General features: G+C 73.8%; 21 protein-coding genes. 9 read left to right on the forward strand and 12 right to left on the reverse strand.

The window, feature by feature from the left end; translation table 11 throughout:
- The first annotated feature begins 12 nt into the window (after positions 1 to 12).
- The gene (locus ABT023_RS02535; RefSeq protein ID WP_350880885.1) at positions 13 to 333 is read left to right on the forward strand and encodes a hypothetical protein; all 321 of its coding nucleotides are present in this window, start codon (positions 13 to 15) and stop codon (positions 331 to 333) included.
- Between the two features lie 42 nt (positions 334 to 375).
- Here the strand turns inward: ABT023_RS02535 and ABT023_RS02540 are convergent, their stop codons facing one another.
- The 3 genes from ABT023_RS02540 to ABT023_RS02550 all read right to left on the reverse strand — a co-directional run bounded on the left by ABT023_RS02540 (position 376) and on the right by ABT023_RS02550 (position 3,609).
- On the reverse strand, positions 376 to 1,638 hold the full coding sequence (locus tag ABT023_RS02540; protein WP_350880887.1) for an acetyl-CoA C-acetyltransferase: 1,263 nt from the start codon (positions 1,636 to 1,638) through the stop codon (positions 376 to 378).
- A gap of 91 nt (positions 1,639 to 1,729) precedes the next feature.
- Complete coding sequence (locus ABT023_RS02545; protein ID WP_350880889.1) at positions 1,730 to 2,560, reverse strand: SGNH/GDSL hydrolase family protein; 831 nt, start codon at positions 2,558 to 2,560, stop codon at positions 1,730 to 1,732.
- Positions 2,557 to 3,609: an SGNH/GDSL hydrolase family protein gene (locus tag ABT023_RS02550; protein ID WP_350880891.1), complete on the reverse strand. Its 1,053-nt coding sequence runs from the start codon at positions 3,607 to 3,609 to the stop codon at positions 2,557 to 2,559. The genes ABT023_RS02545 and ABT023_RS02550 overlap by 4 nt, the downstream gene beginning before the upstream one ends.
- 130 nt (positions 3,610 to 3,739) lie before the next feature.
- Here ABT023_RS02550 and ABT023_RS02555 point away from each other — a divergent pair, with 130 nt between their 5' ends.
- The 3 genes from ABT023_RS02555 (at position 3,740) to ABT023_RS02565 (ending at position 6,667) form a co-directional block, all read left to right on the forward strand.
- Positions 3,740 to 4,096, forward strand: coding sequence for a YkvA family protein (locus ABT023_RS02555; RefSeq protein WP_161687133.1), 357 nt, complete (start codon positions 3,740 to 3,742; stop codon positions 4,094 to 4,096).
- 75 nt (positions 4,097 to 4,171) lie between these two features.
- Positions 4,172 to 5,542 carry a cystathionine beta-synthase gene (locus ABT023_RS02560; protein ID WP_350880893.1) on the forward strand — a complete coding sequence of 457 codons (1,371 nt, stop codon included), beginning with the start codon at positions 4,172 to 4,174 and terminating at the stop codon, positions 5,540 to 5,542.
- A gap of 183 nt (positions 5,543 to 5,725) precedes the next feature.
- On the forward strand, positions 5,726 to 6,667 hold the full coding sequence (locus ABT023_RS02565; RefSeq protein WP_350880895.1) for a dioxygenase family protein: 942 nt from the start codon (positions 5,726 to 5,728) through the stop codon (positions 6,665 to 6,667).
- Between the two features lie 254 nt (positions 6,668 to 6,921).
- Here the strand turns inward: ABT023_RS02565 and ABT023_RS02570 are convergent, their stop codons facing one another.
- The 6 genes from ABT023_RS02570 to ABT023_RS02595 all read right to left on the reverse strand — a co-directional run bounded on the left by ABT023_RS02570 (position 6,922) and on the right by ABT023_RS02595 (position 13,791).
- Positions 6,922 to 7,131 carry a hypothetical protein gene (locus ABT023_RS02570; protein ID WP_502890575.1) on the reverse strand — a complete coding sequence of 70 codons (210 nt, stop codon included), beginning with the start codon at positions 7,129 to 7,131 and terminating at the stop codon, positions 6,922 to 6,924.
- A 42-nt stretch (positions 7,132 to 7,173) separates the two neighbouring features.
- Positions 7,174 to 7,683, reverse strand: coding sequence for a GNAT family N-acetyltransferase (locus tag ABT023_RS02575; RefSeq protein WP_350880899.1), 510 nt, complete (start codon positions 7,681 to 7,683; stop codon positions 7,174 to 7,176).
- Positions 7,680 to 8,609, reverse strand: a complete 930-nt coding sequence (locus ABT023_RS02580) for a ribonuclease Z (RefSeq protein WP_350880902.1) — start codon at positions 8,607 to 8,609, stop codon at positions 7,680 to 7,682. The genes ABT023_RS02575 and ABT023_RS02580 overlap by 4 nt, the downstream gene beginning before the upstream one ends.
- 375 nt (positions 8,610 to 8,984) lie before the next feature.
- Entirely contained in the window at positions 8,985 to 10,172 is a 1,188-nt protein-coding gene (locus tag ABT023_RS02585) for an osmoprotectant NAGGN system M42 family peptidase (RefSeq protein ID WP_350880905.1), read from the reverse strand.
- A complete protein-coding gene (ngg, locus tag ABT023_RS02590) occupies positions 10,169 to 12,004 on the reverse strand; it encodes an N-acetylglutaminylglutamine synthetase (RefSeq protein ID WP_350880907.1) in 1,836 nt (611 codons plus the stop codon). The genes ABT023_RS02585 and ngg overlap by 4 nt, the downstream gene beginning before the upstream one ends.
- A gap of 2 nt (positions 12,005 to 12,006) precedes the next feature.
- Complete coding sequence (locus tag ABT023_RS02595) at positions 12,007 to 13,791, reverse strand: N-acetylglutaminylglutamine amidotransferase (RefSeq protein WP_350880909.1); 1,785 nt, start codon at positions 13,789 to 13,791, stop codon at positions 12,007 to 12,009.
- 285 nt (positions 13,792 to 14,076) lie between these two features.
- Between ABT023_RS02595 and ABT023_RS02600 the strand changes: the two genes are divergently transcribed.
- On the forward strand, positions 14,077 to 15,753 hold the full coding sequence (locus ABT023_RS02600; RefSeq protein WP_350880911.1) for a PKD domain-containing protein: 1,677 nt from the start codon (positions 14,077 to 14,079) through the stop codon (positions 15,751 to 15,753).
- A 36-nt stretch (positions 15,754 to 15,789) separates the two neighbouring features.
- Here the strand turns inward: ABT023_RS02600 and msrA are convergent, their stop codons facing one another.
- The gene (gene msrA, locus ABT023_RS02605) at positions 15,790 to 16,449 is read right to left on the reverse strand and encodes a peptide-methionine (S)-S-oxide reductase MsrA (protein WP_350880913.1); all 660 of its coding nucleotides are present in this window, start codon (positions 16,447 to 16,449) and stop codon (positions 15,790 to 15,792) included.
- Between the two features lie 216 nt (positions 16,450 to 16,665).
- On the reverse strand, positions 16,666 to 17,076 hold the full coding sequence (locus ABT023_RS02610; RefSeq protein WP_350880915.1) for an HIT family protein: 411 nt from the start codon (positions 17,074 to 17,076) through the stop codon (positions 16,666 to 16,668).
- 115 nt (positions 17,077 to 17,191) lie between these two features.
- On the opposite strand from ABT023_RS02610, the gene ABT023_RS02615 reads away from it, so the two are divergent.
- The 4 genes from ABT023_RS02615 (at position 17,192) to ilvA (ending at position 22,104) form a co-directional block, all read left to right on the forward strand.
- Positions 17,192 to 18,334 carry a cystathionine gamma-synthase gene (locus ABT023_RS02615; RefSeq protein ID WP_350880916.1) on the forward strand — a complete coding sequence of 381 codons (1,143 nt, stop codon included), beginning with the start codon at positions 17,192 to 17,194 and terminating at the stop codon, positions 18,332 to 18,334.
- Between the two features lie 16 nt (positions 18,335 to 18,350).
- Positions 18,351 to 19,760 (forward strand): amidase, encoded by a 1,410-nt coding sequence (locus ABT023_RS02620; RefSeq protein WP_350880918.1) that lies wholly within the window; start codon positions 18,351 to 18,353, stop codon positions 19,758 to 19,760.
- Between the two features lie 134 nt (positions 19,761 to 19,894).
- The gene (locus tag ABT023_RS02625) at positions 19,895 to 20,887 is read left to right on the forward strand and encodes a DUF4328 domain-containing protein (RefSeq protein WP_350880920.1); all 993 of its coding nucleotides are present in this window, start codon (positions 19,895 to 19,897) and stop codon (positions 20,885 to 20,887) included.
- Positions 20,884 to 22,104 (forward strand): threonine ammonia-lyase, encoded by a 1,221-nt coding sequence (gene ilvA / locus ABT023_RS02630; protein WP_350880922.1) that lies wholly within the window; start codon positions 20,884 to 20,886, stop codon positions 22,102 to 22,104. The genes ABT023_RS02625 and ilvA overlap by 4 nt, the downstream gene beginning before the upstream one ends.
- Before the next feature lie 54 nt (positions 22,105 to 22,158).
- On the opposite strand, the gene greA is transcribed toward ilvA, so the two are convergent.
- Positions 22,159 to 22,659, reverse strand: coding sequence for a transcription elongation factor GreA (gene greA / locus ABT023_RS02635; protein ID WP_350880924.1), 501 nt, complete (start codon positions 22,657 to 22,659; stop codon positions 22,159 to 22,161).
- Between the last annotated feature and the right edge of the window lie 125 nt (positions 22,660 to 22,784).

The raw sequence follows: 22,784 nt of genomic DNA on the forward strand, positions 1-22,784 counted from the left end.
AGACTCGGTGCGGTGAGCGCAGCGGAACTGGACCGGGCGGTGGGACTGCTGGTCCGTCAGGTCGGGCACTGGCAGCAACCGCGCTGGGCGGCGGTCGCCGGGGGCGGCGATGTGTCCCGGGCCGACCTGGTGCACCGGCTGGTGCAGGAGCTCGCGAACCTCGCCGCCGACGCCGAGGGGCAGCCCCGCCGGGCGGTGCCCCGGCTCGGCAACGACCTCGCCCTGCCCGACCAGCTCCGGGTGGTCACCGCCGACCTGCTGGCCGCCGGACCGGCCACCGACCTGCTGGCCCGGGCCGCCGCCGAGGTGGCGGCGACCCGTACCGCGCTCTGACCGCTGCCGTGCCGGGTCCGGTACCCGCCCGGCCCGCCGGTGTCAGCCGAGGCGCTCGAGGACCATGGCCATGCCCTGGCCGCCGCCCACGCACATGGTCTCCAGGCCGACCGACCCGTCGTGCCACTCCAGGGCGTTGAGCAGGGTGCCGGTGATCCGGGCGCCGGTCATGCCGAACGGGTGGCCGACGGCGATCGCCCCGCCCATCACGTTCAGCTTCTCCTCGGGGATGCCGAGCTGTCGGTAGGAGGGGATCACCTGAGCGGCGAACGCCTCGTTGATCTCGACCAGGTCGACGTCGTCGATGGTCATGCCGGCCCGCGCGAGCGCCTGCCGCGACGCCTCGACCGGACCGAGGCCCATGATCTCGGGGGACAGCGCGGTCACTCCGGTGGAGACGATCCGGGCCAGCGGGGTGATGCCCAGGTCCCGGGCCCGCTGGGCGCTCATGATCACCACGGCGGCCGCGCCGTCGTTGAGCGGGCAGCAGTTGCCGGCGGTGATCCGGCCGTCGGGGCGGAACACCGGCTTCAGCCCGGCGACCCCCTCCAGGGTGACCCCGGCCCGGGGCCCGTCGTCGCCGTCGACCACGGTGCCGTCGGCGGTGGTGACGGGGGTGATCTCACGGGCCCAGAAGCCGTCGGCGATCGCCTTCTCGGCCAGGTTCTGGCTGCGCACGCCGAAGGCGTCCATGTCGGCGCGGGTCACGTCGTGCACCTGGGCCAGGTTCTCGGCGGTCTGTCCCATGGTCAGGTAGATGTCGGGCAGTTCGCCGGACTCTCGCGGGTCCGTCCAGACCGCCGCGCCACCCTGGGCGCGCTGCGCCGACCGCTCCCGCGCCGCCGCGAAGCGGGGGTTCTCCCAGCCGCCACCCACCAGCGCCTGCGCCTCGGGCGGCAGCCCGTCGGAGTTGCCCCGGGCGTACCGGGAGACCATCTCGACCCCGGCGGAGACGAACACGTCGCCCTCGCCGGCCCGGATCGCGTGCATCGCCATCCGGGTGGTCTGCAGCGAGGAGGCGCAATATCGGGTCAGGGTGGCACCCGGCAGGCCGTCCAGGCCCATCAGGGTGGCGACCACCCGGGCCATGTTGAAGCCCTGCTCGCCACCGGGCAGGCCGCAGCCCAGGTAGAGGTCGTCGATCTCGGCGGGGTCGAGCTGGGGGACCTTGTCCAGGGCGGCCCGGACGATGGTGGCGGCGAGGTCATCGGGGCGGACGTCGCGCAGGGAACCCTTGTGCGCCCGGCCGATGGGGGAGCGGGCGGTGGCAACGATGACGGCGTCGCGGGACGACTCGGTCGGCATGAACCAACGTTAACTCGCCGGTAACATGCCGGGGAAGCGTCCCACCCGGCGGGAAATGTCACCCCCGCACGCCGGGGCCCGGCGGCGACGGTCAGTGGCGGGAGGCGACGTTCGCCGCGGCGGCGACCGCCGGGATCAGCGCGTGCGCCCAGATCCGGTACCCGTCGGCGGAGGGGTGGAACCCGTCGTGGCAGAAGGTGCCGGCGTCGGCCCGGAACACCGGACCGGTCTCGGTGCCCAGGTCGACCACGGTGCCCCCGGCGTCGAGCACGGCGACGGTCTGTGCCCGGGCCACCCGCCGGCCGGCCCAGCCGACCACCTGCCGCAGCGGTGGGGCGATCGCGTGGACCGCCCCCAGGTCGGGGCAGGTGCCGACGACGACCTCGACGTGCGCCTCGCGCAGTCGCCGCACGGCCGCCCCCAGGTACGCCCCGGCCTCCACCGGCCGGCGCAGCGCGGTGGCGTCGTTGGCGCCGATCAGGATCACCGCCACGTCGGGGCGCGGGCCGAGCAGCGCCCGAGCCACCTGGGTGGCCAGGTCGGTGGAGCGGGAGCCGGACACCCCGACGCTGGACAGGTGCACCTGGCGGCCCGCCGGCCCCTCGGCGAGCAGATGGGCGAGCTGCCCGCCGACGGTGTCGCCCAGCCGGCCCACGCCGACTCCGAGGGCGGACGAGTCGCCGAGCAGGACCAGCCGCAGCGGCGGCGCGCCCGGCCGCCCCACCGTGGCACGCAGGGCCAGCCCGAGCTCCGGCTGGGCATACCGGCGGTTGCGGGCGACGAACGCCTCGCCGGCGAGGACGGCCGCGCCGCCGATCGTCCCGGCGATCAGGGACAGGGCCGCAGCCCGGCCCACCCGGAGGGCGAGTTCCGCGCCCAGACCCCGGTCCCCCGCGCCGTGGCTACCGCTGTGCTCGGTCATGGCCGTCCCTCCAGTGTGGGTGAGTCGGCGGCCGGGCCGGGTTGCGGCACCGCGCCGACGCCGAAGAAGGCCCGCCGACGCAGCTGCGCCCATCGCCCGCCCGGCCCCCGGTCGCGCCCGTGGACCTGGGTGGCGCTGACCTCCGTGCCCGCGTGCCGGGCCGCCTCCTGGGCGGCCTCAGGCAGCGACCGTACGCCTTCCCCGCGCGCGAGGCCAGGGCGGCGCTCCTGCCCGGCGCCGAGCGCCGAGAGCACGGTCGGCAGCAGCGCGGCGGCGGCCATCGCGTACCCCTCGGCGGAGGGATGGAACCGGTCCCAGGCGAACATCCGGGTCGGCTCGGCGACGAACCGGGGACCGAGCAGGTCGGCGAGGGAGACCGTCCAGCCGCCCGCCTCCACCACCGCCACCGTCTGGGCGGCGGCGAGCTGCCGGCTCCACCGCCGGGCCAGCCAGCGCAGCGGCGGCTGGATCGGCCGGATCGCCCCGAGGTCGGGGCAGGTGCCGACCACCACCTCGCACCCGCCCTCGCGCAGCGCGTGGACCGCGTCGAACAGGTAGCGCACGGCCAGGCTCGCCGGGGCACGGTTGGTGACGTCGTTGCCGCCGATCAGGATCACCGCGACGTCCGGCTGGTGCTCCAGCGCGGACTCCACCTGCGGCTTGAGCCCCGACGAGATGGCGCCCACCACGGCGAACCGGTGCAGCCGCACCGGGCGGTGCAGGCGGCGGGACAGCCCGGTGGCCAGCAGCGACCCGGGGGTCTCCCGGCGGCGGTGCACCCCGTACCCGGCGGCGGTGGAGTCGCCGAGGATCACCACGGTCAGCGGCGGGCCGGGGAGCTTCGCGCCGTAGACGCCGTCGCAGCGGGGCGGGGGCGCCTCGGCCATCGGTATGGTGCGCCGGGCCTGCCGGGCCTGGCCGATCAGCACCCCGCCCGTGGCGACGGCGGCAGCGGCGGTGGCGCCCGTGCCGAGCGCCGCCAGGCGGGCGACCCGCCGGGCGCGGCGCCAGCGCGGACCAACCGGTACGGCGGAACCAGCGACCCCCATACAGCGACATTATCGCGCCGGCACGACATGCCGCTGTCGTCGTGCTGCCCTCTGCGATGCCTGGGATCCGACGGTTGCGGGTATTCCTTGCACCGACACCGCACGATGTCGGGCGGAGAGGGGTGTGGAGATGGGAAAGACACTGAAACGTGGCGCGGCGTTCACGGCGTTGGCCAGGGCGCTGTCCTCCGGGGCGAGGGGCGGCCCGTCGCTGGGCGCCCGGCTGGGGGCGCTGCCCCGGATGATCCGGGCCACCACCCGGGGCGAGTACGACGGCGGCCTCCGGCTGGCCCTGATGACCGCGGCGACGGCGTACATCGTCTCGCCGATCGACCTGCTCCCGGAGATCCCGCTGGCGATCTTCGGGCTGGCCGACGACGCGGTCATGGTCACCTGGCTGGCCGGCGCCGTGCTGGCGGAGACAGAGCGGTTCCTGGAGTGGGAGACCCGCCGCAGCTCGGTCATCCCGGGGCATGTGACGCCCTGACGGCACGTACCCTGGGCGTCGAATCAACGTCTGCCCGGCCGCCGTCGCCGGCGCCGTAACGGAGGGCACAACGAGGTGCAGTACTACGACAACGTCGTCGAGCTGATCGGCAACACCCCACTGGTACGGCTGCGCAACGTCACCGAGGGCATCCGGGCGACCGTGCTCGCGAAGGTGGAGTACCTCAACCCGGGCGGTTCGGTGAAGGACCGGATCGCGCTGCGGATGGTCGAGGACGCCGAGGCCGCCGGGATCCTGGGGCCGGGCGGCACCATCGTCGAGCCGACCAGCGGCAACACCGGCGTCGGGCTGGCCCTGGTGGCCCAGCTCAAGGGCTACCGGTGCGTGTTCGTCTGCCCGGACAAGGTCAGCCAGGACAAGCAGGACGTGCTGCGGGCGTACGGCGCGGAGGTGGTGGTCTGCCCGACCGCCGTCGCGCCGGAGGACCCGCGCTCCTACTACAACGTCTCCGACCGGCTGGCCCGGGAGATCCCCGGCGCGTGGAAGCCCGACCAGTACAGCAACCCGGCCAACCCGCGCTCGCACTACGAGACCACCGGGCCGGAGCTGTGGAAGCAGACCGGCGGCGGACTGACCCACTTCGTGGCCGGGGTGGGCACCGGCGGCACCATCTCCGGCATCGGCCGGTACCTGAAGGAGGCCTCCGACGGGCGGGTGCGGATCGTCGGCGCGGACCCGGAGGGCTCGGTCTACTCCGGCGGCACCGGCCGGCCGTACCTGGTCGAGGGGGTCGGCGAGGACTTCTGGCCCGAGACGTACGACCGGAGCATCACCGACGAGATCGTGGAGGTCTCCGACAAGGCGTCCTTCGAGATGACCCGGCGGCTGGCCCGCGAGGAGGGGCTGCTGGTCGGCGGCTCCTGCGGGATGGCCGTGGTCGCCGCCCTGGAGGTGGCCCGCGCCGCCGGCCCGGACGACGTGGTCGTGGTGCTGCTGCCGGACAGCGGCAAGGGATACCTGTCGAAGATCTTCAACGACACCTGGATGGCCCGGTACGGCTTCCTGGACAACTCCGGCAGCGAGCCGACCGTCGCCGACGCCCTCGCCGGCAAGCCGGGCGGGCTGCCCGAGTTGGTGCACGTGCACCCGACCGAGACGGTCCGTGACGCCATCGACTACATGCGCGAGTACGGCGTCTCCCAGCTCCCGGTGCTCAAGGCCGAGCCGCCCGTGGTGACCGGCGAGGTGGCCGGCTCGATCGCGGAGCGGGACCTGCTCGACGCCCTGTTCACCGGCCAGGCGCACCTGCACGACACGATCGAGCGGCACATGACCGACCCGCTGCCGATGATCGGCGGCGGCCAGCCGGTGAGCGAGGCGGTCGCGCTGCTGGAGAAGTCCGACGCGGCGCTGGTGCTGGTGGACGGCAAGCCCAAGGGCGTGCTGACCCGGCAGGACCTGCTTGCCCACCTCGGCGCACACTGACCCGACCGCGTCTCGGCACCTCCTGATGCGGTGGCGTGCCGCAGGGCCCCTTCCCCGACCGGGAAGGGGCCCTGACCCGTTACACAGCAGGCGCACAAGTTCGGCACAGGAGCCGCCCAACCCCCCGGCCTAGCGTCGGTGCCGGATCGGTTGATCCGTCATCGAGCCACCCGGGGAGGACCCATGCGCCACGACCTCGACCACCACGAAGGGCAGCGGGTCAGCCGTCGCAGGCTGATCGCCGGCGTCGGATCGATCGGGCTGGCCGGCCTGCTGGCCGCCTGCGGACGGGACGACGGCACCGTCACCACGTCGACCGGTGAGACCGTGACGCCACAGGCCACCGCAGGCACGTCGGGTGACCTCGCCGCGCTCTTCACCGACGCGAACACCTGCACGCTGACCGCGAGCACCACCCAGGGCCCGTACTACTTCGACGCCGACAAGATCCGTCGCGACATCCGGGAGGACCGGCCGGGCACCCGGCTGCGGGTGGCCATCCGGGTGCAGGACAGCGAGAAGTGCGCTCCGCTGCCGAACGCCGTCGTGGAGATCTGGCACTGCGACGCGGCGGGGCTGTACTCGGGCGCGGAGGGCCAGTCGACCGGCGGCGGTGCCCCCGGCGGTGCTCCGCCCAGCGGTGCCCCCGGCGGTGGACCGGGCGGTACTCCGCCGAGCGGCGCTCTCGGCGGTGGGCCCGGTGGGACTCCGCCCAGCGGTGCCCCCGGCGGCGGGGCCCCGGGTGGCGGCTCCGAGGGGGAGGCGGCCGACCTCACCCCGACCGACGACAAGCGTTACCTGCGCGGTGCCCAGGTCACCAACGCCGACGGGATCGTCGAGTTCGTCACCGTCTGGCCGGGCTGGTACCGGGGCCGCACCGTGCACATCCACGCCATGGTGCACGTGAACAACAATCGCGTGCTCACCACCCAGGTGATGTTCGACGAGGCGCTCAACACGAAGGTCTTCGCCGCGGCGCCGTACGCCACGCACACCGGGCGGGACACCTTCAACGACAAGGACAACATCTACGCCGACAGCATGCTGATGAAGATCGTCGAGGACGGCGACGGCTACCTCGGCGTGATCAACTTCTCGGCGGACTCGGACCGCGACGGCGCCTGACGCCCCGCCGGGGGTGCCCCTACGCGGGCCACCAAGTGGCGACCGGTGTGGCACCCCCGATCGCCGCTGCTCCTCCACCGTCGGCGTCACCGCGCCTGGACCTTGGACCGTTCTCGTTGAAGGTGAACAAGAACTGTCCAAGTTTCGCGATTCAGGGGCGCGTCGACGGGTTGCGGGGGCTTCGGAGGTGGTTGCAGGCCGGCGGGGCGCCGCCGGTGTCCGCGATGGCGTGGCCGGCGTTCTCGGGGTGGGGTTCAGCACCGTAGCCCCGCCGGTTGGACGTGGTTCGCGCGGCGGGTCACGGCGTCGCCCCTGGCATCGGCCTCGTAGCCGTCGAGCCACAGCCATCCGTGGTAGGTGTGCCAGTCGTCGTGGACGCGGATCACGCGGAAGACGATGGGCCGGACGGAGGTGCCGCAGCTCCATGTCCGGATCGAGCGGCAGGCGGAACCCAATTGAGAGATCTTTCTCGTCAAGGCCCGCTCATCGACCTTGGGTGCCCCTCCCTACAACTCGCGGGCGTAGCGGAGCTGGGGGGTACGGACGGTGCCGATCTGCTCCTCGCGGCGCTCACCGGTGGGCCGCCAGCCGCCGCGTTCGTAGAACCGGCGGGCGTGGGCGTTGGGCTCCAGCACCCACAGCACCGCCCGACGCCGGCCCCGGCCGCGCATGGTGGCCAGCGCGTCCGCCATCAACGCCCGGCCGGTGCCCCGACCCTGCTCGGCGGGGTCGAGGTGGATGGCGTTGAGCAGGCCGGTCGCCGGATCGTCCTGGTCGTCCGGGCCGAGGTAGCTGAACCCGACCAGCCGGCCGTCCCGCTCGACGACGGTCATCAGGTGCTCGTCCCGCTCCCACGTCCACCGCTCGGCCCAGTACTCGCCCATCGCCTCAGGGGTCGGGTCCGCGAGGGCCTCCGCCGGCAGGAACGACGAGTACGCCGCCACCCGGGACCGCTGGTGCAGCGCCCCCACCGGGCGCAGGTCGTCGAGGGTCGCGTGGCGCAGGGTGATCGTCACCCGCCCGAGGCTACCCGCCGGGGCGGGACCGGCACGGTGGTCAGGTCCTCGGCGATTACCAGGTCACCGGCGAAGTGCTGCCGGGCCTCGTCGGCGAAGCGCCGGGTGTCGGCGTACCGCTGGGAGAAGTGGGTCAGCACCAGCGTGCGTACCCCCGACTCGGCCGCGACCCGGGCGGCCTGGCCCGCCGTGAGGTGCCCGACCTCGGCGGCGAGCGCGGCCTCGGAGGCCAGGAACGTCGACTCGATGACCAGCAGGTCGGCGTGCTCGGCGAGGGCGTACACCCCGTCGCAGAGGCCGGTGTCCATCACGAAGGCGAACCGCTGCCCCGGCCGGGTCACGCTCACCTCGTCCCGGGTCACGCGGCGACCGCCGACGTCGAGGTGGCCGACGCGGAGCAGCTCCCCGACGGCCGGCCCGGCGATGCCGTACGCGGCCAGCCGCTCCGGCAGCATCCGGCAGCCGTCCGGCTCGACGAGCCGGTAGCCGTACGTCTCGATCGGGTGCCGCAGCCGGCGGGCCTCCAGCGTGCCGGCGCGCAGGGCGAACCGCTGCCCGTCGGCGGTGATCGGCTCGACGGCCAGCTCGGCGGTCTCGTGGAAGCTCGACGCGTGCCGCAGCCGGTCGAAGTACTCGGCGCCGCCGGCCGGGAAGTGCACGGCCACCGGGCGGGGCACCCGGTCCAGGGAGAGCCGCTGGATGGTGCCGGGCAGGCCGAGGCAGTGGTCGCCGTGGAAGTGGGTGACGCAGATCCGGGTCAGGTCGGTGGCGGTGACGCCGGTGTGCAGGAGTTGCCGCTGGCTGCCCTCGCCCGGGTCGAAGAGGATCACCTCGTCGTCCCAGCGCAGCACGTACCCGTTGTGGTTGCGCGCCCGGGTCGGCGCCTGACTGGCCGTCCCGAGCACCACCAGCTCACGCATGGACAAGGATGCCTCCCCGGCTGGGCTGCCCGGTCCGGCTCGGCCGGACATGGAGCGACCCCCGGGGTTTCCGTGCTCGCGCACGGGCCGGCTGGACTGGGCCGGCACCCCGGGGGTCGGGTGGCTGTCGTGGTTTCGCCGCACCGCTGCCACACGGTCCCGACGATGGTGCATGCCCGCCTCGCGGCGGACGGGGTTGTCACTGTCGAGGACAGCGGCTAGCGGACAGCCACCTCACGAGTCCGATTGCTGTACAACTCTGGACCACCTCCTTTCACGTGTACGACCACGCTATCCACTACCCCAGGCGTCGGCAACGGAATTTCGTTCACAGGGCCGGCGGGAACAAACGCGGGCCGGGCCGTGGCGGCCCGGCCCGGCTCAGTCGGCGATGCCGATCGGGCCCTCGCGGGGGCCCTCCTCGCTGGCCGGCTGCACCGCCAGCGACGGGAAGTCGGCCAGGTCGCCCTCCGGCTCGGCGTCCCACTCGGGGAAGACCAGGTCGCTCTGGAGGTAGAGGCAGAGCAGCTGGGCCAGGTGGCTCAGCCCGTCGAGGTGGGTGCGCTCGTGGCCGTGGGTGGCGTCCACCCCGAAGCCGAGCAGCGCCACCCGGGCGTGCGCGCCCGCCTCGACCGCCGCCGCCACGTCCGAGCGGTAGTACTCGAAGACGTCCCGGACCAGGTCCACCCCGTGCTCGCGGGCGATCGCAGCCAGGTTGCGGGTGAGGTGGTAGTCGAACGGGCCGACGCCGTCGCCCATCGCCAGGGTGGCCGCATGCTCCCGGGACTGCTGCCCGGGGGCGACCACCGCGGCGTCCACGGAGACGATCTCGGCGACGTCCGGGTCCAGGCCGTGGCTCGCCCCGTGCCCGATCTCCTCGGTGACCGTGACCAGCAGGTGCGCGGTCACCGCCGGGGTCACACCCGCGTCGACCATCGCCTTGAACGCGGTCAGCACCGCCGCCACCCCGGCCTTGTCGTCCAGGTGCCGGGACTTGACGTACCCGCTGGGGGTGACCGTCGGGTTGGGCAGGAACGCCACGAAGTCCCCGGCGTCGATGCCGAGGGCGCGCAGCCCGGCCTCGTCGTCCACCGGCTCGTCGACCCGGACCTCGACCTGCTCCCAGCCGACCCCCTGAAGGTCGACGGCCTCGTTGTAGCGGTGCCCGCTGGCCTTGAGCGGCAGCACCTGGCCGGTGACCACCCGGTCCAGGTCGTCGGTGAAGATCCGCACGTGCGCGCCCTCGGCGAACCGGGCGCTGTGCGTGCCGATCTGCATCAGCTCCAGCCGGCCGTTCTCCTTGAGCCGCTTCACCATGCCGCCGATGGTGTCGGTGTGCACCACGATCGCCCGGTCCGCACCTGTCTGCCGGGGCCCCGGCAGGCAGGCGCTCAGCGCGCCGCGCCGGGTCAGGGTGGAGGAGATCCCGAACGCGGAGAGGCGCTCGCCGACGTACTGCTGCACGTGGTCGGTGCGCCCGGACGGGCTCGGGATCTCCAGCAGCTCCAGCAGCACCTGGCGGAGGTAGTCCAGGTCGATCTTCAGTGGGACGGGCTTGCGTGCGGTCATGCCTGAGAGCTTGCCGCACCCGCCGGTGACCAGAGGCGTTGCGGTGCCCGCGTGCCGGGGAAGAGCAGGTCGACGAAGCGCTCGGCGGTCGGTTGCGGCTCGTGGTTGGCCAGGCCGGGCCGCTCGTTCGCCTCGATGAACACGTGCTCCGGCCGGTCGGGGGCGGGAACCAGCAGGTCAACCCCCGTGACCGGGATGTCCAGCGCCCGGCTGGCCGCCACGCACGCCTCGGCGATCTCCGGGTGCAGCTCGCCGGTGACGTCGTGGATCGTGCCACCGGTGTGCAGGTTCGCGGTCCGGCGGACGGCCAGCACCGTGCCCTCGGGCAGCACGTCGCGCAGCTCGTACCCGGCCTCGGCGACCACGTCCCGGGTCATGTCGTCCACCGGGATGCGGGACTCACCCCCGGTGGCGGCGGCCCGGCGGCGGCTCTGCCGCTCGATCAGCTCGGCGATGTCGTGCACCCCGTCGCCGGTCACCTGCGCGGGCCGGCGGACGGCTGCGGCGACCACCTCGTGGTCGATGACGATCACCCGCAGGTCCTCGCCGTCGCGCATCTCCTCGACGAGCACGTCCGGGCAGAAGCCCCGGGCCAGCGCGACGGCGGTGGCCAGCGCCTCCGGGGTGCGTACCCCGACGGTGATGCCGTTGCCCTGCTCGCCGCGCGCCGGCTTCACCACCACCCGGCCCACCTCGGCCAGGAACGCGGCGTCGGCGTCGTCCCCGGTCGCGGTCCGGCCGCGCGGCACCGACAGGCCCGCCTCGGTGAGGATCCGCCGGGTGACCCGCTTGTCGTCGCACCGGCTCATCGCCACCGCCGAGGTCAGCTCCGACAGCGACTCGCGGGTGACGATCGTCCGGCCACCGTTGCTCAGCCGCAGCTCGCCCCACTCCGGGTCGGTGATCTCCACCCGGATGCCCCGGCGCATCGCCTCGTCCGCGACGATCCTCGCGTACGGGTTGAGCAGGTCGTACCCCTGCGGGGTGGCGGGCAGGAAGAGCCGCTCGTTGATCGGGTTCTTCCGCTTCACGCAGAGCGTGGCGGTGCGGTAGAAGCCGAGCCGCTCGTACAGCCGGATCGCCCCGGTGTTCTCGGCCAGCACCGACAGGTCGACGAACGCCCGGCCGCGCTCGGTGAGCCGGGCGGTCAGCTCGGTGAGCAGGGCCTGGCCGGTGCCGGGCGGCGCGGTGTTGAAGTCCACGGTGAGGCACCACAGGCTGGCGCCGTTGTCCGGGTCGGCGAAGACAGCGACGTGGTCCACGCCGGTGATCGTGCCGACCAGGTCCCCGGTGGCGTCCTCGGCCACCAGGTGCAGGAACCGGTCGGTGCGGGCGTTGTCGACCAGCACGTCGACCGGGGCGGTGACCATGCCGTTACGGGCGTAGATCCGGTTCACCGCGTCGGCGTCGTCGGCGTCGCGCAGCGTCCGGATCCGCAGCCCGGGCAGGGCGTCGGCCTCGCCGTCGGCCGGGGGGCCGGCCGGGCCGGCGGGCAGCCGCAGCCGGTACGTCAGGGACGGGTCGATGAACAGCTCGTCGGGCAGCCGGGACACCAGCACGTGCGGGTCGCGCAGGTAGATGCAGATGTCCCGGGCGCCGGCGGCCTCCGAGCGCAGCACCGCGGCCACGGCGGACTGGTCGGCGAAGGTCTGGCCGAAGACCAGCCGGCCCCAGCCGCAGTCGAGCACCACGCCGTCGCCCCCGGTGGGCCGTTCCGCCTCGACCGGGGCGGGAGCCACAGGGTCCCCGCCCGGCCCGACCCGTTCGCGTCGCCGGCCGAGCACCCGTTCCGGGTCGGTGGATGCGGTCCCGGTCGCCGGTGTGTCGCTCACCTTCAGTCGATTCCGTGGCTCTGGAGCCACATTTCCAGGAGTCCCAGCTGCCACAGCTTGTTTCCGTTCAACGGGGTGAGTTCGGCGTTCGGGTCGGACAACAGCGCGTCGACGTACTCGGTGCGGAACAGGCCGCGCTGGCGGGCCTGCGGCGCGTGCAGCGCGTCGCGTACCCGGTCGAGGAGCTTGCCCTCCAGGTGGGTGAGGCCCGGCACGGGGAAGTAGCCCTTCGGCCGGTCGATGACCTCGTACGGCAGGACCCGGCGGCCGATCTCCTTCAGCACGCCCTTGCCGCCCTGGGCCAGCTTCAGCTCCGGCGGGCAGGTCGCGGCCAGCTCCACGAACTCGTGGTCGAGGAACGGCACCCGGGCCTCCAGCCCGTGCGCCATGGTCATGTTGTCGACCCGCTTCACCGGGTCGTCGGTCAGCATGATCTGGGTGTCGATCCGCAAACCGGCGTCGACCGCCGTCTGCGCGCCCGCCCGGGCCAGGTGGGCGGCCACGAACTCCCGCGCCGGGTCGCCGTCGGCCAGCCAGGCCGGATCGAGGACCCGGGCCAGCCCGGCCGCGTCCCGGTCGAAGAACGCCTTCGCGTACGTCTCGACGGCCCGCTCCCGGTCGACCCCGGCCAGCGGCGGGTACCAGTGGTAGCCGCCGAGGATCTCGTCCGCGCCCTGGCCGGACTGGACCACCTTGACGTGCTTCGACACCTCCTGGCTGAGCAGGTAGAAGGCCACGCAGTCGTGGCTGACCATCGGCTCGCTCATGGCCGCCACGGCCGCCTCCAGGGGCGGCAGCAGGTCGCGGGCGGCCACCCGGATCTGGTGGTGGTCGGTGCCGAACTTCTTCGCCACCAGGTCGGAGAAGACGAACTCGTCGCCCTCCCGCCCGCCGACGGCGTCGAAGCCGATGGAGAACGTGGACAGGCCGCGCTGGCCCTCCCCGGCCAGCAGGGCCACCACCAGACTGGAGTCCAGCCCGCCGGAGAGCAGCACGCCGACCGGGACGTCGGCGACCATCCGGCGGCGCACCGCCGTGGTCAGCGACTCCAGCAGAGCGTCCTCCCAGTCGCGGGCGGACCACCCGGCCCGCTCCTCGTGCCGGGTGAAGGACGGGTCCCAGTAGACCCGCTCGCGGCTGGTGCCGTCCGCCTCGTACACCCGGACGGTGGCCGGGGGCAGCTTGGCCACCCCGCGCAGGATGGTGCGCGGCGGCGGCACGATGCTGTGGAAGCTCAGGTAGTGGGCGAGCGCCACCGGGTCGATCGTGGTGTCCACGCCGCCGCCGGCCAGCAGGGCCGGCAGGGTGCTGGCGAAGCGCACCACGCCCGGGGTCTCGGCCACGTAGAGCGGCTTGATGCCGAGCCGGTCCCGGGCCAGCACCAGCCGACCGCTGTCCCGTTCGCTGATCGCCACGGCGAACATGCCGACCAGGTGGTCGACGAAGTCCAGCCCCCACTCGGCGTACGCCTTGACGACCACCTCGCTGTCGCCGGAGGAGAAGAACCGGTGGCCCTTGGCCTGGAGCTCCTCGCGCAGCTCTCGGTAGTTGTAGATGCAGCCGTTGAAGACCCCGGTCAGCCCGGACGCCGGGTCGACCAGCGGCTGCCCGCTGGCGGCCGACAGGTCGATGATCTTCAGGCGGCGGTGGCCGAGGGCGGTCGGCCCCTGGGACCACACCCCGCTGTCGTCGGGGCCCCGATCGCTCATCGTGGCCGCCATGCGCTCCACCGCCGCGACATCGGCCCGCGAGCCGTCACGCCGAAATTCCCCAGCCAGTCCGCACATGGCAGACAATGCTGCCAGAGATGAGCACGGTTCGCCTGTTGAGACGATGTCGTCGTCGCTACATACTTGCTAAAATGCGCGCCCCCGTACTCGGGGTTGACTCCCGTGCGGGCATTCGCGACCGGCCCGGCCGCCTGCCCGGTTCGCCCGGCCGACCGGGTGTGACAAACGCCGCACCGGTGGAACGCCACCCCCGCCGATCGGTCCCGCCCCACCGGCACCGGGTGCCGGGTTTCCACCCTGACGGGGCATGGAGTCGAGTTCGTTCCCGTGCCACGCTCGCCGGTGAGCCACGAGGAGGCGATGCTGATGCGCGCGACGACGCGACGACGGGTTGTCCGGACGGTCGGCCGGCTCGCCGTGGCCACCACGCTGGCCGCCGCCGGGGTGCTGGTCGGGGCCGCCCCGGCGCAGGCGGTCGCCACCCGGACGGTGGCCTTCTGGAGCATGGACGAGCCGGCGGGCGCCACGGTCCTCGCCGACAGCAGCGGCAACGGCCGGCACGGGACGGTCGGCGCCGAGGTGGCCGCCGGGGTGCGCTACGCGGGCGCGACCGCCCACCGGTTCGCGTACCACAACCCCGCCGACCACGAGTACGTGCCGGGACACGTCGACCTGGTGCCGGCGAGCAACGAGTTCAACCCCGAGGCCGGGGACTTCTCGTTCACCATCCGGTACCGCACCACGCGCTCCTTCGGCAACATCCTGCAGAAGGGGCAGGGCAACACGGCCGGCGGCTACTGGAAGTTCGAGGCGCCCGCCGGCAAGCCCCGGTGCATGTTCCGCGGCGGCGACGGCGCGACGCGCACCGGCTACACGGGCACGTCGATCGCCGACGGGCAGTGGCACACGGTGACCTGCAACCGCACCTCGACGTACGTCGAGATGTACGTCGACGGCGTGCGCACCAGCCGGCTCACCGGCCCCACCGGGACGATCGCCAACAACTGGCAGCTCTCCGTCGGTGGCAAGAGCGCCTGCGACGGGGTGGACGTCACCTGCGACTACTTCGCCGGCGACATCGACTGGATCAGGTTGCTCAAGGGCCCCGGCGGGGCGGCCAACACCCCGCCCGTGGCCCGCCTCGCGCCGTCCTGCGCCGGGCTGGTGTGCACGTTCTCGGGCGCCGGCTCCACCGACGCCGACGGGGCTGTCCAGGATCACGCCTGGGCCTTCGGCGACGGGTCGACCGCCGACACGGACAGCGTCCCGAGCACCACCCACGCGTACGCCGAGGCGGGCACCTACCCGGTCACGCTCACCGTCACCGACGACCGGGGCGCCACCGGCACCGCCACGCTGGACGTCACGGTCGCGCCGCTGCCGGAGCTGATCTCGTACGTCGGGCAGGCCACCGCCAACGCGAACGTCACGACCCACTCCGTCGCGGTGCCCTCGGGTGTCCGGGCGGGCGACGCCCTGCTGCTGTTCCTGAGCCAGAACACCCACGCCACCACCGGCGAGCCGACCGGGGTCACCGGCTGGACCCGGTTGGACCGCCTCGACGGCGGCTACGCCACCACCACGGCCTGGTGGAAGGTCGCCGGCGCCGGTGACGCGGGGTCGACCGTACGGGTCACCCTCGGCTCGCAGTCGAAGGGCAACCTGGTGCTCGCCGCGTACCGGGGAACCGATCCGGCCGGACCAATCGCCGGGCACTCCCGGGCCACCGACCCGGCCAGCTCCGCCGTCCGGGTCACCCCGACCGCCCCGGTGACCGCCGCGCGGGGGTGGGCCGTGTCGTACTGGCTGCACGGCGACTCCACGTCCACCGCGCTGACCGCGCCGCCCGGCGTCCAGACGCGCGGCAACAGCTCGCAGACCGGCGGCGGCCGGGTCACCGGGCTGCTCGCCGACTCCGGGAGGTCGGTCCCGACCGGCGCGTACGGCGGCCTGAGCGCGACGGGCGCGGCGGCCAGCACCACGACGACCACCTGGACCGTCGTCCTGCGGGCGGGCTGACGCCGGCCGGAACCGCCGGCCGGCGTCAGCCGCCGGTCAGGCGGTGCGGGCCACGCCGACCGGGCAGCTCAGCCCGTTCGGCCCGTGGTTGCAGTAGCCGTTCGGGTTCTTGGTCGGCGCCAAATACTGCTGATGGTGGTCCTCGGCGAAGTAGTAGTCGCCGAGCCGGTCGATCTCCGTGGTGATCTCGCCCTTGCCGGCCCGCGCCACGATCGGCGCGAACGCGTCCCGGGACGCCTGGGCGGTGGCGAGCTGGTCGTCGCCGGTGACGTAGATCGCCGACCGGTACTGGGTGCCCACGTCGTTGCCCTGGCGCATGCCCTGGGTCGGGTCGTGGTTCTCCCAGAAGACCTTGAGCAGGTCCTCGTAGCTGATCCTCGCGGGGTCGTAGACCACCTGGACCACCTCGGCGTGCCCGGTGCGGCCCGAGCACACCTCCTCGTACGTCGGGTTCTGCGTGATGCCGCCCGCGTAGCCGACGGAGGTTGTGAGCACGCCCGGCAGGACCCAGAACAGGCGCTCGGCGCCCCAGAAACAGCCCATGCCGAAGACGGCGACCCGTGCGCCCTCCGGGAACGGCCCCTTCAGCGACGACCCGAGGACCTCGTGCCGGTCGCCGATCGGCATCGCGATCGGGCGGCCGGGCAGGGCCTGGTCGGGGGTGGGCAGTTCGGCCTTCATGCGGCGAAGGAACACGATGGAACTCCTCTCGTACCTCTCCCCGCGTGCAACACCGCCGGGGCCGCCTTCCTTACCCACTTCACCCGCACCCAGTCGATCCCGCGTCGCAGCGGAGGCGAGGCGTGCAACACCGCCGGGGCCGCCACCGGCGTCAGGGCGGGCTTCGGGCCTGGGGGCGGGTACCGGGCGTCGAGGGCTGGGAGGGTTTCGTAGGGCGGCCGAGGGATCGAGTCAGAGGGCTGCCGTGATGCGGGCGGCGTAGGACTCGGCTTCGGCGTCATCGGCGTAACGCGTGCGGGGCCAGAAGAAGCCGCGCAGGCCGTCGCCCTTCGTCCTCGGCACGACGTGGGTGTGCAGGTGCGGCACGGACTGGGACACCCGGTTGTTCAACGCCACGAACGTGCCGCCGGCCCCCAGACCGGACTCCACCGCCACGGCGAGCCGCTGAACCAGCCCGAAGTAGCCGGCCAGCGCGTCCGCCGGCAGGTCGGCCAGGGTGACCAGGTGGGTGCGCGGCACCACCAGCAGGTGCCCCGGGAACACCGGCCGGGTGTCGAGGAAGGCGACCCCGTCCGGGGCGTCGACCACCCGGAACGCCGGCACGTCGCCCGCCACGATCCCGCAGAACACGCACCCGCCCATCCGGCCAGGCTAACCCCACTGGCAAAGGCCGACGTCGCGCCGGTCGTGCGGAGGTCTCTCTCTGCTGGAGGCGTTGACCGGGGTCCCCGCCGCCCCACCGACTAACGTCTCGGGCATGAGTCACGGCTTCGACACGCTCGCCATCCACGCCGGACAGGACCCCGAGGCCCGCACCGGCGCGGTGATCCCACCGATCTATCAGACCAGCACCTACGCCCAGGACGCCGTCGGCGCGCCCCGGCAGGGCTACGAGTACAGCCGCTCCGGCAACCCCACCCGGGACGCGCTCCAGGAGTGCCTCGCCGCGCTGGAGGGCGGCCCCGTCGGGCTCGCCTTCGCCAGCGGCCTGGCCGCCGAGGACACCCTGCTGCGCGCCGCCTGCAAGCCGGGCGACCACGTGGTGATCCCGGACGACGCGTACGGCGGCACGTACCGGCTGTTCGCGAAGGTGGCCGAGCGGTGGGGGCTGGCGTACACCCCGGCGAAGGTCTCCGACGTCGACGCCGTGCGGGCCGCGATCCGGCCCGGCGTGACGCGGATCGTCTGGGTGGAGACGCCGACCAACCCGCTGCTCGGCATCGCCGACATCGCCGCGCTGGCCGCCGTCGCCCACGACGCCGGGGCGCTGCTGGTGGTGGACAACACCTTCGCGTCGCCGTACCTGCAGCAGCCGATCGCGCTCGGCGCGGACGTGGTGGTGCACTCCACCACCAAGTACGTGGGCGGGCACTCGGACGTCGTCGGCGGCGCGCTGGTGGCGGCCGATCGCGGCCTGGGCGAGGAACTGCGTTTCCACCAGAACGCGATGGGCGCGGTCAACGGCCCGTTCGACGCCTGGCTGACCCTGCGCGGCATCAAGACCCTGGGCGTCCGGATGGACCGGCACTGCGACAACGCCGAGCGGATCGCCGCGTACCTGGACGGGCACGCCAAGGTCGGTCAGGTCATCTACCCGGGCCTGCCGTCGCATCCCGGGCACGAGGTGGCCGCCAAGCAGATGCGCCGGTTCGGCGGCATGATCTCCTTCCGGGCCGCCGGCGGTGAGGAGCACGCCGTGGAGATCTGCAACCAGGCAAAGTTGTTCGTGCTCGCCGAGTCTCTCGGCGGGGTGGAATCCCTGATCGAGCACCCGGGCCGGATGACACACGCAAGTGCTGCCGGCTCGCCGCTTGAAGTTCCTGGCGATCTCGTGCGACTGTCTGTCGGCATCGAGACGGTCGACGACCTGCTCGCCGACTTGGAGCAGGCGCTGGGCTGACCGCTGGCTGGGGAGGGTGGCCGTGCAGGACATCATGCCGACCTGGGTGGGTGCGACCGCGAAGCAGATCGCCCGCGGCGTACGGCGGGGTGACGTCTCCGCCACCCAGGTCGTGGCCGACCACCTCGACCACATCGCCCGGGTCGACGCCGACCTCGCCGCGTTCCGCACGGTACGCGGCGGGGAGGCGATCACCGAGGCGGAGAAGGTCGACGAGCAGGAGGAACTGGCGAACCTGCCGCTGGCCGGGGTGCCGGTCGCGGTCAAGGAGAACACCCCGGTCGCGGGCCTGCCCACCTGGAACGGCTCGGCCGCCGTGCGCAGCGCGGTGGCGGAGGCCGACCACGAGGTGGTCCGGCGGCTGCGCGGCGCGGGCGCGGTGATCCTCGGGGTGACCCGGATGCCGGAGCTCGGCCTCTGGGCGCTCACCGACGACGGCAGCGCGGTCACCCGCAACCCGTGGGACTCCGGGCGCACCCCGGGTGGCTCCTCCGGCGGGGCCGCCGCCGCGGTCGCCGCCGGGCTGGTGCCCATGGCGCACGGCAACGACGGCCTCGGCTCGATCCGCATCCCGGCGGCCTGCTGCGGCCTGGTCGGGCTGAAGCCCGGCCGGGGCGTGGTGCCCTGCCAGCTCGGCGCGGACGACTGGTTCGGCCTGACCGAGCACGGCATGCTGACCTCCACGGTCGCCGACGCGGCCGTCGGCTTCCAGGTGCTCGCCGGCCGGCCGCAGGAGAAGCTGGTCCCGCCGCATCGGCTGCGGGTCGGCGTCTCGCTGCGCTCCCCGGTGCGCGGCATCTCGCCGGACGCGCCCAACCGGGACGCGGTCACCGCCGCCGGCCGGCTGCTCGCCGCCGCCGGCCACGACACCGTCCCCGCCGACCCGGTCTACCCGACCCGGCTCGGTCTCCAGGGCATCGCCACCTGGTTCGCGGCGGCAGCCGCCGACGTGCGGGCCGCCGGCCTCGACCGGCGCGACCTCCAGCGGCGCAGCCGCCGGCACGTCGCGCTGGGGGAGTGGGCGCACCGCCGGGGGTACGTCCGGGAGGCCGACCGGACCGCCTGGCGCGAGCGCTCGATCGGCTTCTTCGCCGACCACTCGGTCGACCTGCTGCTCACCCCGGCGCTGGCCGGCCCGCCGCCGCAGGCCACCGGCTGGTCCGGCCGGTCCTGGAGCGCGAACATGAAGGCCAGCATCCGGTACGCCCCGTACGCCGCCCCGTGGAACATCGCCGGGTTACCCGCGATCGTGGTGCCGGTGGGCCGCCGCCCCGACGGGCTGCCGGTGGCGGTGCAGCTCGTCGGCCCGCCCGGCTCGGAGCTGCTGCTGCTCGGCGTCGCCGGCCAGTTCGAGCTCCAGGCGCCCTGGACCCGGCACGCCCCCGGCTACCCCCGGGTCGGGACGGGGTCACCGGCCACCGCTTGATCGTCTAGCGTGTGCGCTCCCTGACCGACGCACACACCCGGACGGACCATATGCGGTGCCAGACCTGCGGGGACGGGACATCCCCGGCCCTCAACGAATGCTCCACCTGCCGTACCCCGCTCGGGCAGCCGCCCGTGGCGCCCGGGGTGCCGACGTACCCGGTGGGCGGGCTCGGGCGGGCGGTGGTGGCCGCCGTCGCCGCCACGGCGGTTCTCTACACCCTGGTGGCGTTCTACCCGGCGGTCGGCGCGGTGCTGGCCCGCCGCGCCGCCGAGGCGCAGGACACCGACGTGCTGCTCGGCGCCGTGCTCCTCGAGGTGCTGTTCATCCTGCCGTTCGGTGCGGCCTACCTGACCGCCGCCGTGCTGATGATCATCTGGACCTGGCGGTCCCGAAAGAACCTGGACGCGTTCCCCGGCGCGCTGCCGCAGCTCGGCCCGGGCTGGGCTATCGCCGGGTGGCTGGTGCCGCTGGCGAACTTCGTGGTGCCGGTGCGGGTGGTGGCGGGCATCGCCCGGGACAGCCTGTGGCGGGCCCGCACCCCGGTCCTGGTGGGCGTGTGGTGGGCCGCCTGGCTGGTGTTCAGCCTCGGCGAGCGGATTGCCAGCTGGAACGACAGCCGGGAGTACGAGCGGCTGCCCGAGCACCCGTTCAACGACATCGGCTACCAGGCTTATGTCGGCTTCTACCAGGACGCACTGGTCCGCAACCTGGTCCCGCTGGCCGCCTGCCTGACCACCGCGGCGTCGCTGATCGTGCTGGTCCGCCGGATCACCGCCGCCCAGCAGGCCCGGATCGCGCTCGCCGTCCCCGCCTGGCCGGCCCCGCCCGGCTGGCCGGGCGCCCCCGTCCCGTACGGCTGGCCGGGAGCTCCTGCCCCGCAGCCCGCCGCCTCGCCGGCCGCCGAGACCCCGCCAGCCGCCGCAGCCCCGCCTGCCGGGGTGTCGCCGTCGGTGGCGCCCGCCGTTGCGCCGGTTGCCGGGGCGGTGCCGTCGGTGTCCGCAGCCTCCCCGGTCGCGGTGTCCCCGGAGCCGCCCGTCACGGGCCCGTCGCCGCAGGTAGCGGGCGCGTTGAGCGCGGTGTCGCCGCCGGCCGCCGGGGCGGCGGGTGGCACGATCGGGGCATGACGGAACTGGTCGGTCTCGCCGACGTGCGTGCCGCGCGGGAACTGCTCGCGGGCATCACCCGCACCACCCCGCTGGAGCCCTCCCGCCCGCTGAGCGTGGCGCTCGGCGGGCCGGTGTGGCTCAAGTGTGAGAACGTGCAGCGCGCCGGGTCGTACAAGGTGCGCGGGGCGTACGTGCGGATCTCCCGGCTGTCCGCGGCGGAGCGCGACCGGGGCGTGGTGGCCGCCAGCGCCGGCAACCACGCGCAGGGGGTGGCCCTGGCCGCCGGGCTGGTCGGCACGCACGCCACCGTCTTCATGCCGGTGAACGCGCCGCTGCCGAAGGTCGCCGCCACCAAGGGGTACGGCGCCCAGATCGAGTTGGTCGGGCACACGGTCGACGAGTCGCTGGTCGCGGCGCAGGCCTTCGCCGAGCGGACCGGGGCGGTCCTCATCCACCCGTTCGACCACCGGGACGTGATCGCCGGGCAGGGCACCGTGGCGCTGGAGATCCTCGAACAGTGCCCGGACGTGAGGACGATCATCACCGGGGTCGGCGGGGGCGGCCTGATCTCCGGGATGGCGGTCGCGGCCAAGGCGCTGCGGCCGGACGTGCGGCTGATCGGCGTGCAGGCGGCCGGGGCGGCGGCGTACCCGCCCTCGCTGGTTGCCGGCGAGCCGGTACGCCTGCCCGCGTTCAGCACGATCGCCGACGGCATCGCGGTGGGCCGCCCGGGGGAGATCACCTTCAGCCACGTCCGTGAGCTCGTCGACGAGATCGTCACCGTCTCCGAGGAGGACATCTCCCGGGCGTTGCTGATGCTGCTGGAGCGGGGCAAGCAGGTGGTGGAGCCGGCCGGCGCGGTGGGCGTGGCGGCCCTGCTGGCCGGCGTGGTGCAGGTCGAGACGCCGGTGGTGGCGGTGCTCTCCGGCGGCAACATCGACCCGCTGCTGCTGCTGCGGGTGATCGAGCACGGACTGGCGGCGGCCGGCCGGTACCTGCGCGTCACCGTCCGCTGCTCGGACCGGCCGGGGCAGCTCGCCTCGCTGCTCAGCGAGATCGCCGAGCACCGGGCGAACGTCGTCGACGTGGAGCACCAGCGGGCCAACCCGCACCTGGGACTCGGCGAGGTGGAGGTGGCGCTGTCGGTGGAGACCCGGGGCGTCGAGCACTCCGACACGCTGATCAGCGCCCTGCGGGCCAGCGGCTACCAGGTGGTCTTCGCCGCCGAGTCCTGACCCGTGGCCCCCGGGGCCGGCGCGCCGGCCCCGGGGATCACCGTCGGGGGTAACTCAGCCCGAGAACGGCTCGAACTTGACGACGGTCACCTTGATGTCCGCGCCGCTGGGGGCGGTGTAGGTGACGGTCTGCCCGGGTCGCGTGCCGAGGATCGACTTGCCCAGCGCCGACTCCGGGCTGTAGACGGTCAGCTCGGTCGTCGCCGAGATCTCCCGCGACCCGAGCAGGAAAGTCTCGGTGTCGGCGGTGTCGTCGTCGAAGTAGATCGTGACGACCATGCCGGGGGCCACCGAGTCGGCGGTCGGCGCCTCGCCCACCTTGGCGGTGCGCAGCAGCTCCTTCAGGTAGAGGATCCGTCCCTCCGCCTTGCCCTGCTCCTCGCGGGCGGCGTGGTAGCCGCCGTTCTCCCGCAGGTCGCCCTCCTCGCGCCGGGCGTTGATCTCGGCGGCGATGACCGTCCGGTTGGCGATCAGCTCGTCGAGCTCGCCCTGGAGGCGGTCGTGCGCGTCCTGGGACAGCCAGGTGGCGGGCGCCTCGTTGTCAGTGTTGGACACAGGCGGTCTCCTCGGTTGTGCGGACTGGCTGACAGGTGAGCTACCAAGTTACCAGTGCGCCGCCCGTCGGGGTGCCGACGATCACCGCGGGTGCCGACGACGGGACCCGCAGTATGCGTGGCGCG

The organism is Micromonospora sp. NPDC002296 (assembly GCF_040296145.1).
Lineage (GTDB): Bacteria > Actinomycetota > Actinomycetes > Mycobacteriales > Micromonosporaceae > Micromonospora.

Bases quoted from the DNA above. Each gene is read 5' to 3' on its own strand.
- ilvA (WP_350880922.1), top strand. From the start codon at position 20,884: ATGACGGAACTGGTCGGTCTCGCCGACGTGCGTGCCGCGCGGGAACTG.
- ABT023_RS02615 (WP_350880916.1), top strand. From the start codon at position 17,192: ATGAGTCACGGCTTCGACACGCTCGCCATCCACGCCGGACAGGACCCC.
- ABT023_RS02595 (WP_350880909.1), bottom strand. From the start codon at position 13,791: ATGTGCGGACTGGCTGGGGAATTTCGGCGTGACGGCTCGCGGGCCGAT.
- ABT023_RS02610 (WP_350880915.1), bottom strand. From the start codon at position 17,076: ATGGGCGGGTGCGTGTTCTGCGGGATCGTGGCGGGCGACGTGCCGGCG.
- ABT023_RS02555 (WP_161687133.1), top strand. From the start codon at position 3,740: ATGGGAAAGACACTGAAACGTGGCGCGGCGTTCACGGCGTTGGCCAGG.
- ABT023_RS02545 (WP_350880889.1), bottom strand. From the start codon at position 2,560: ATGACCGAGCACAGCGGTAGCCACGGCGCGGGGGACCGGGGTCTGGGC.
- ABT023_RS02565 (WP_350880895.1), top strand. From the start codon at position 5,726: ATGCGCCACGACCTCGACCACCACGAAGGGCAGCGGGTCAGCCGTCGC.
- ABT023_RS02585 (WP_350880905.1), bottom strand. From the start codon at position 10,172: ATGACCGCACGCAAGCCCGTCCCACTGAAGATCGACCTGGACTACCTC.
- ABT023_RS02550 (WP_350880891.1), bottom strand. From the start codon at position 3,609: ATGGGGGTCGCTGGTTCCGCCGTACCGGTTGGTCCGCGCTGGCGCCGC.
- ABT023_RS02540 (WP_350880887.1), bottom strand. From the start codon at position 1,638: ATGCCGACCGAGTCGTCCCGCGACGCCGTCATCGTTGCCACCGCCCGC.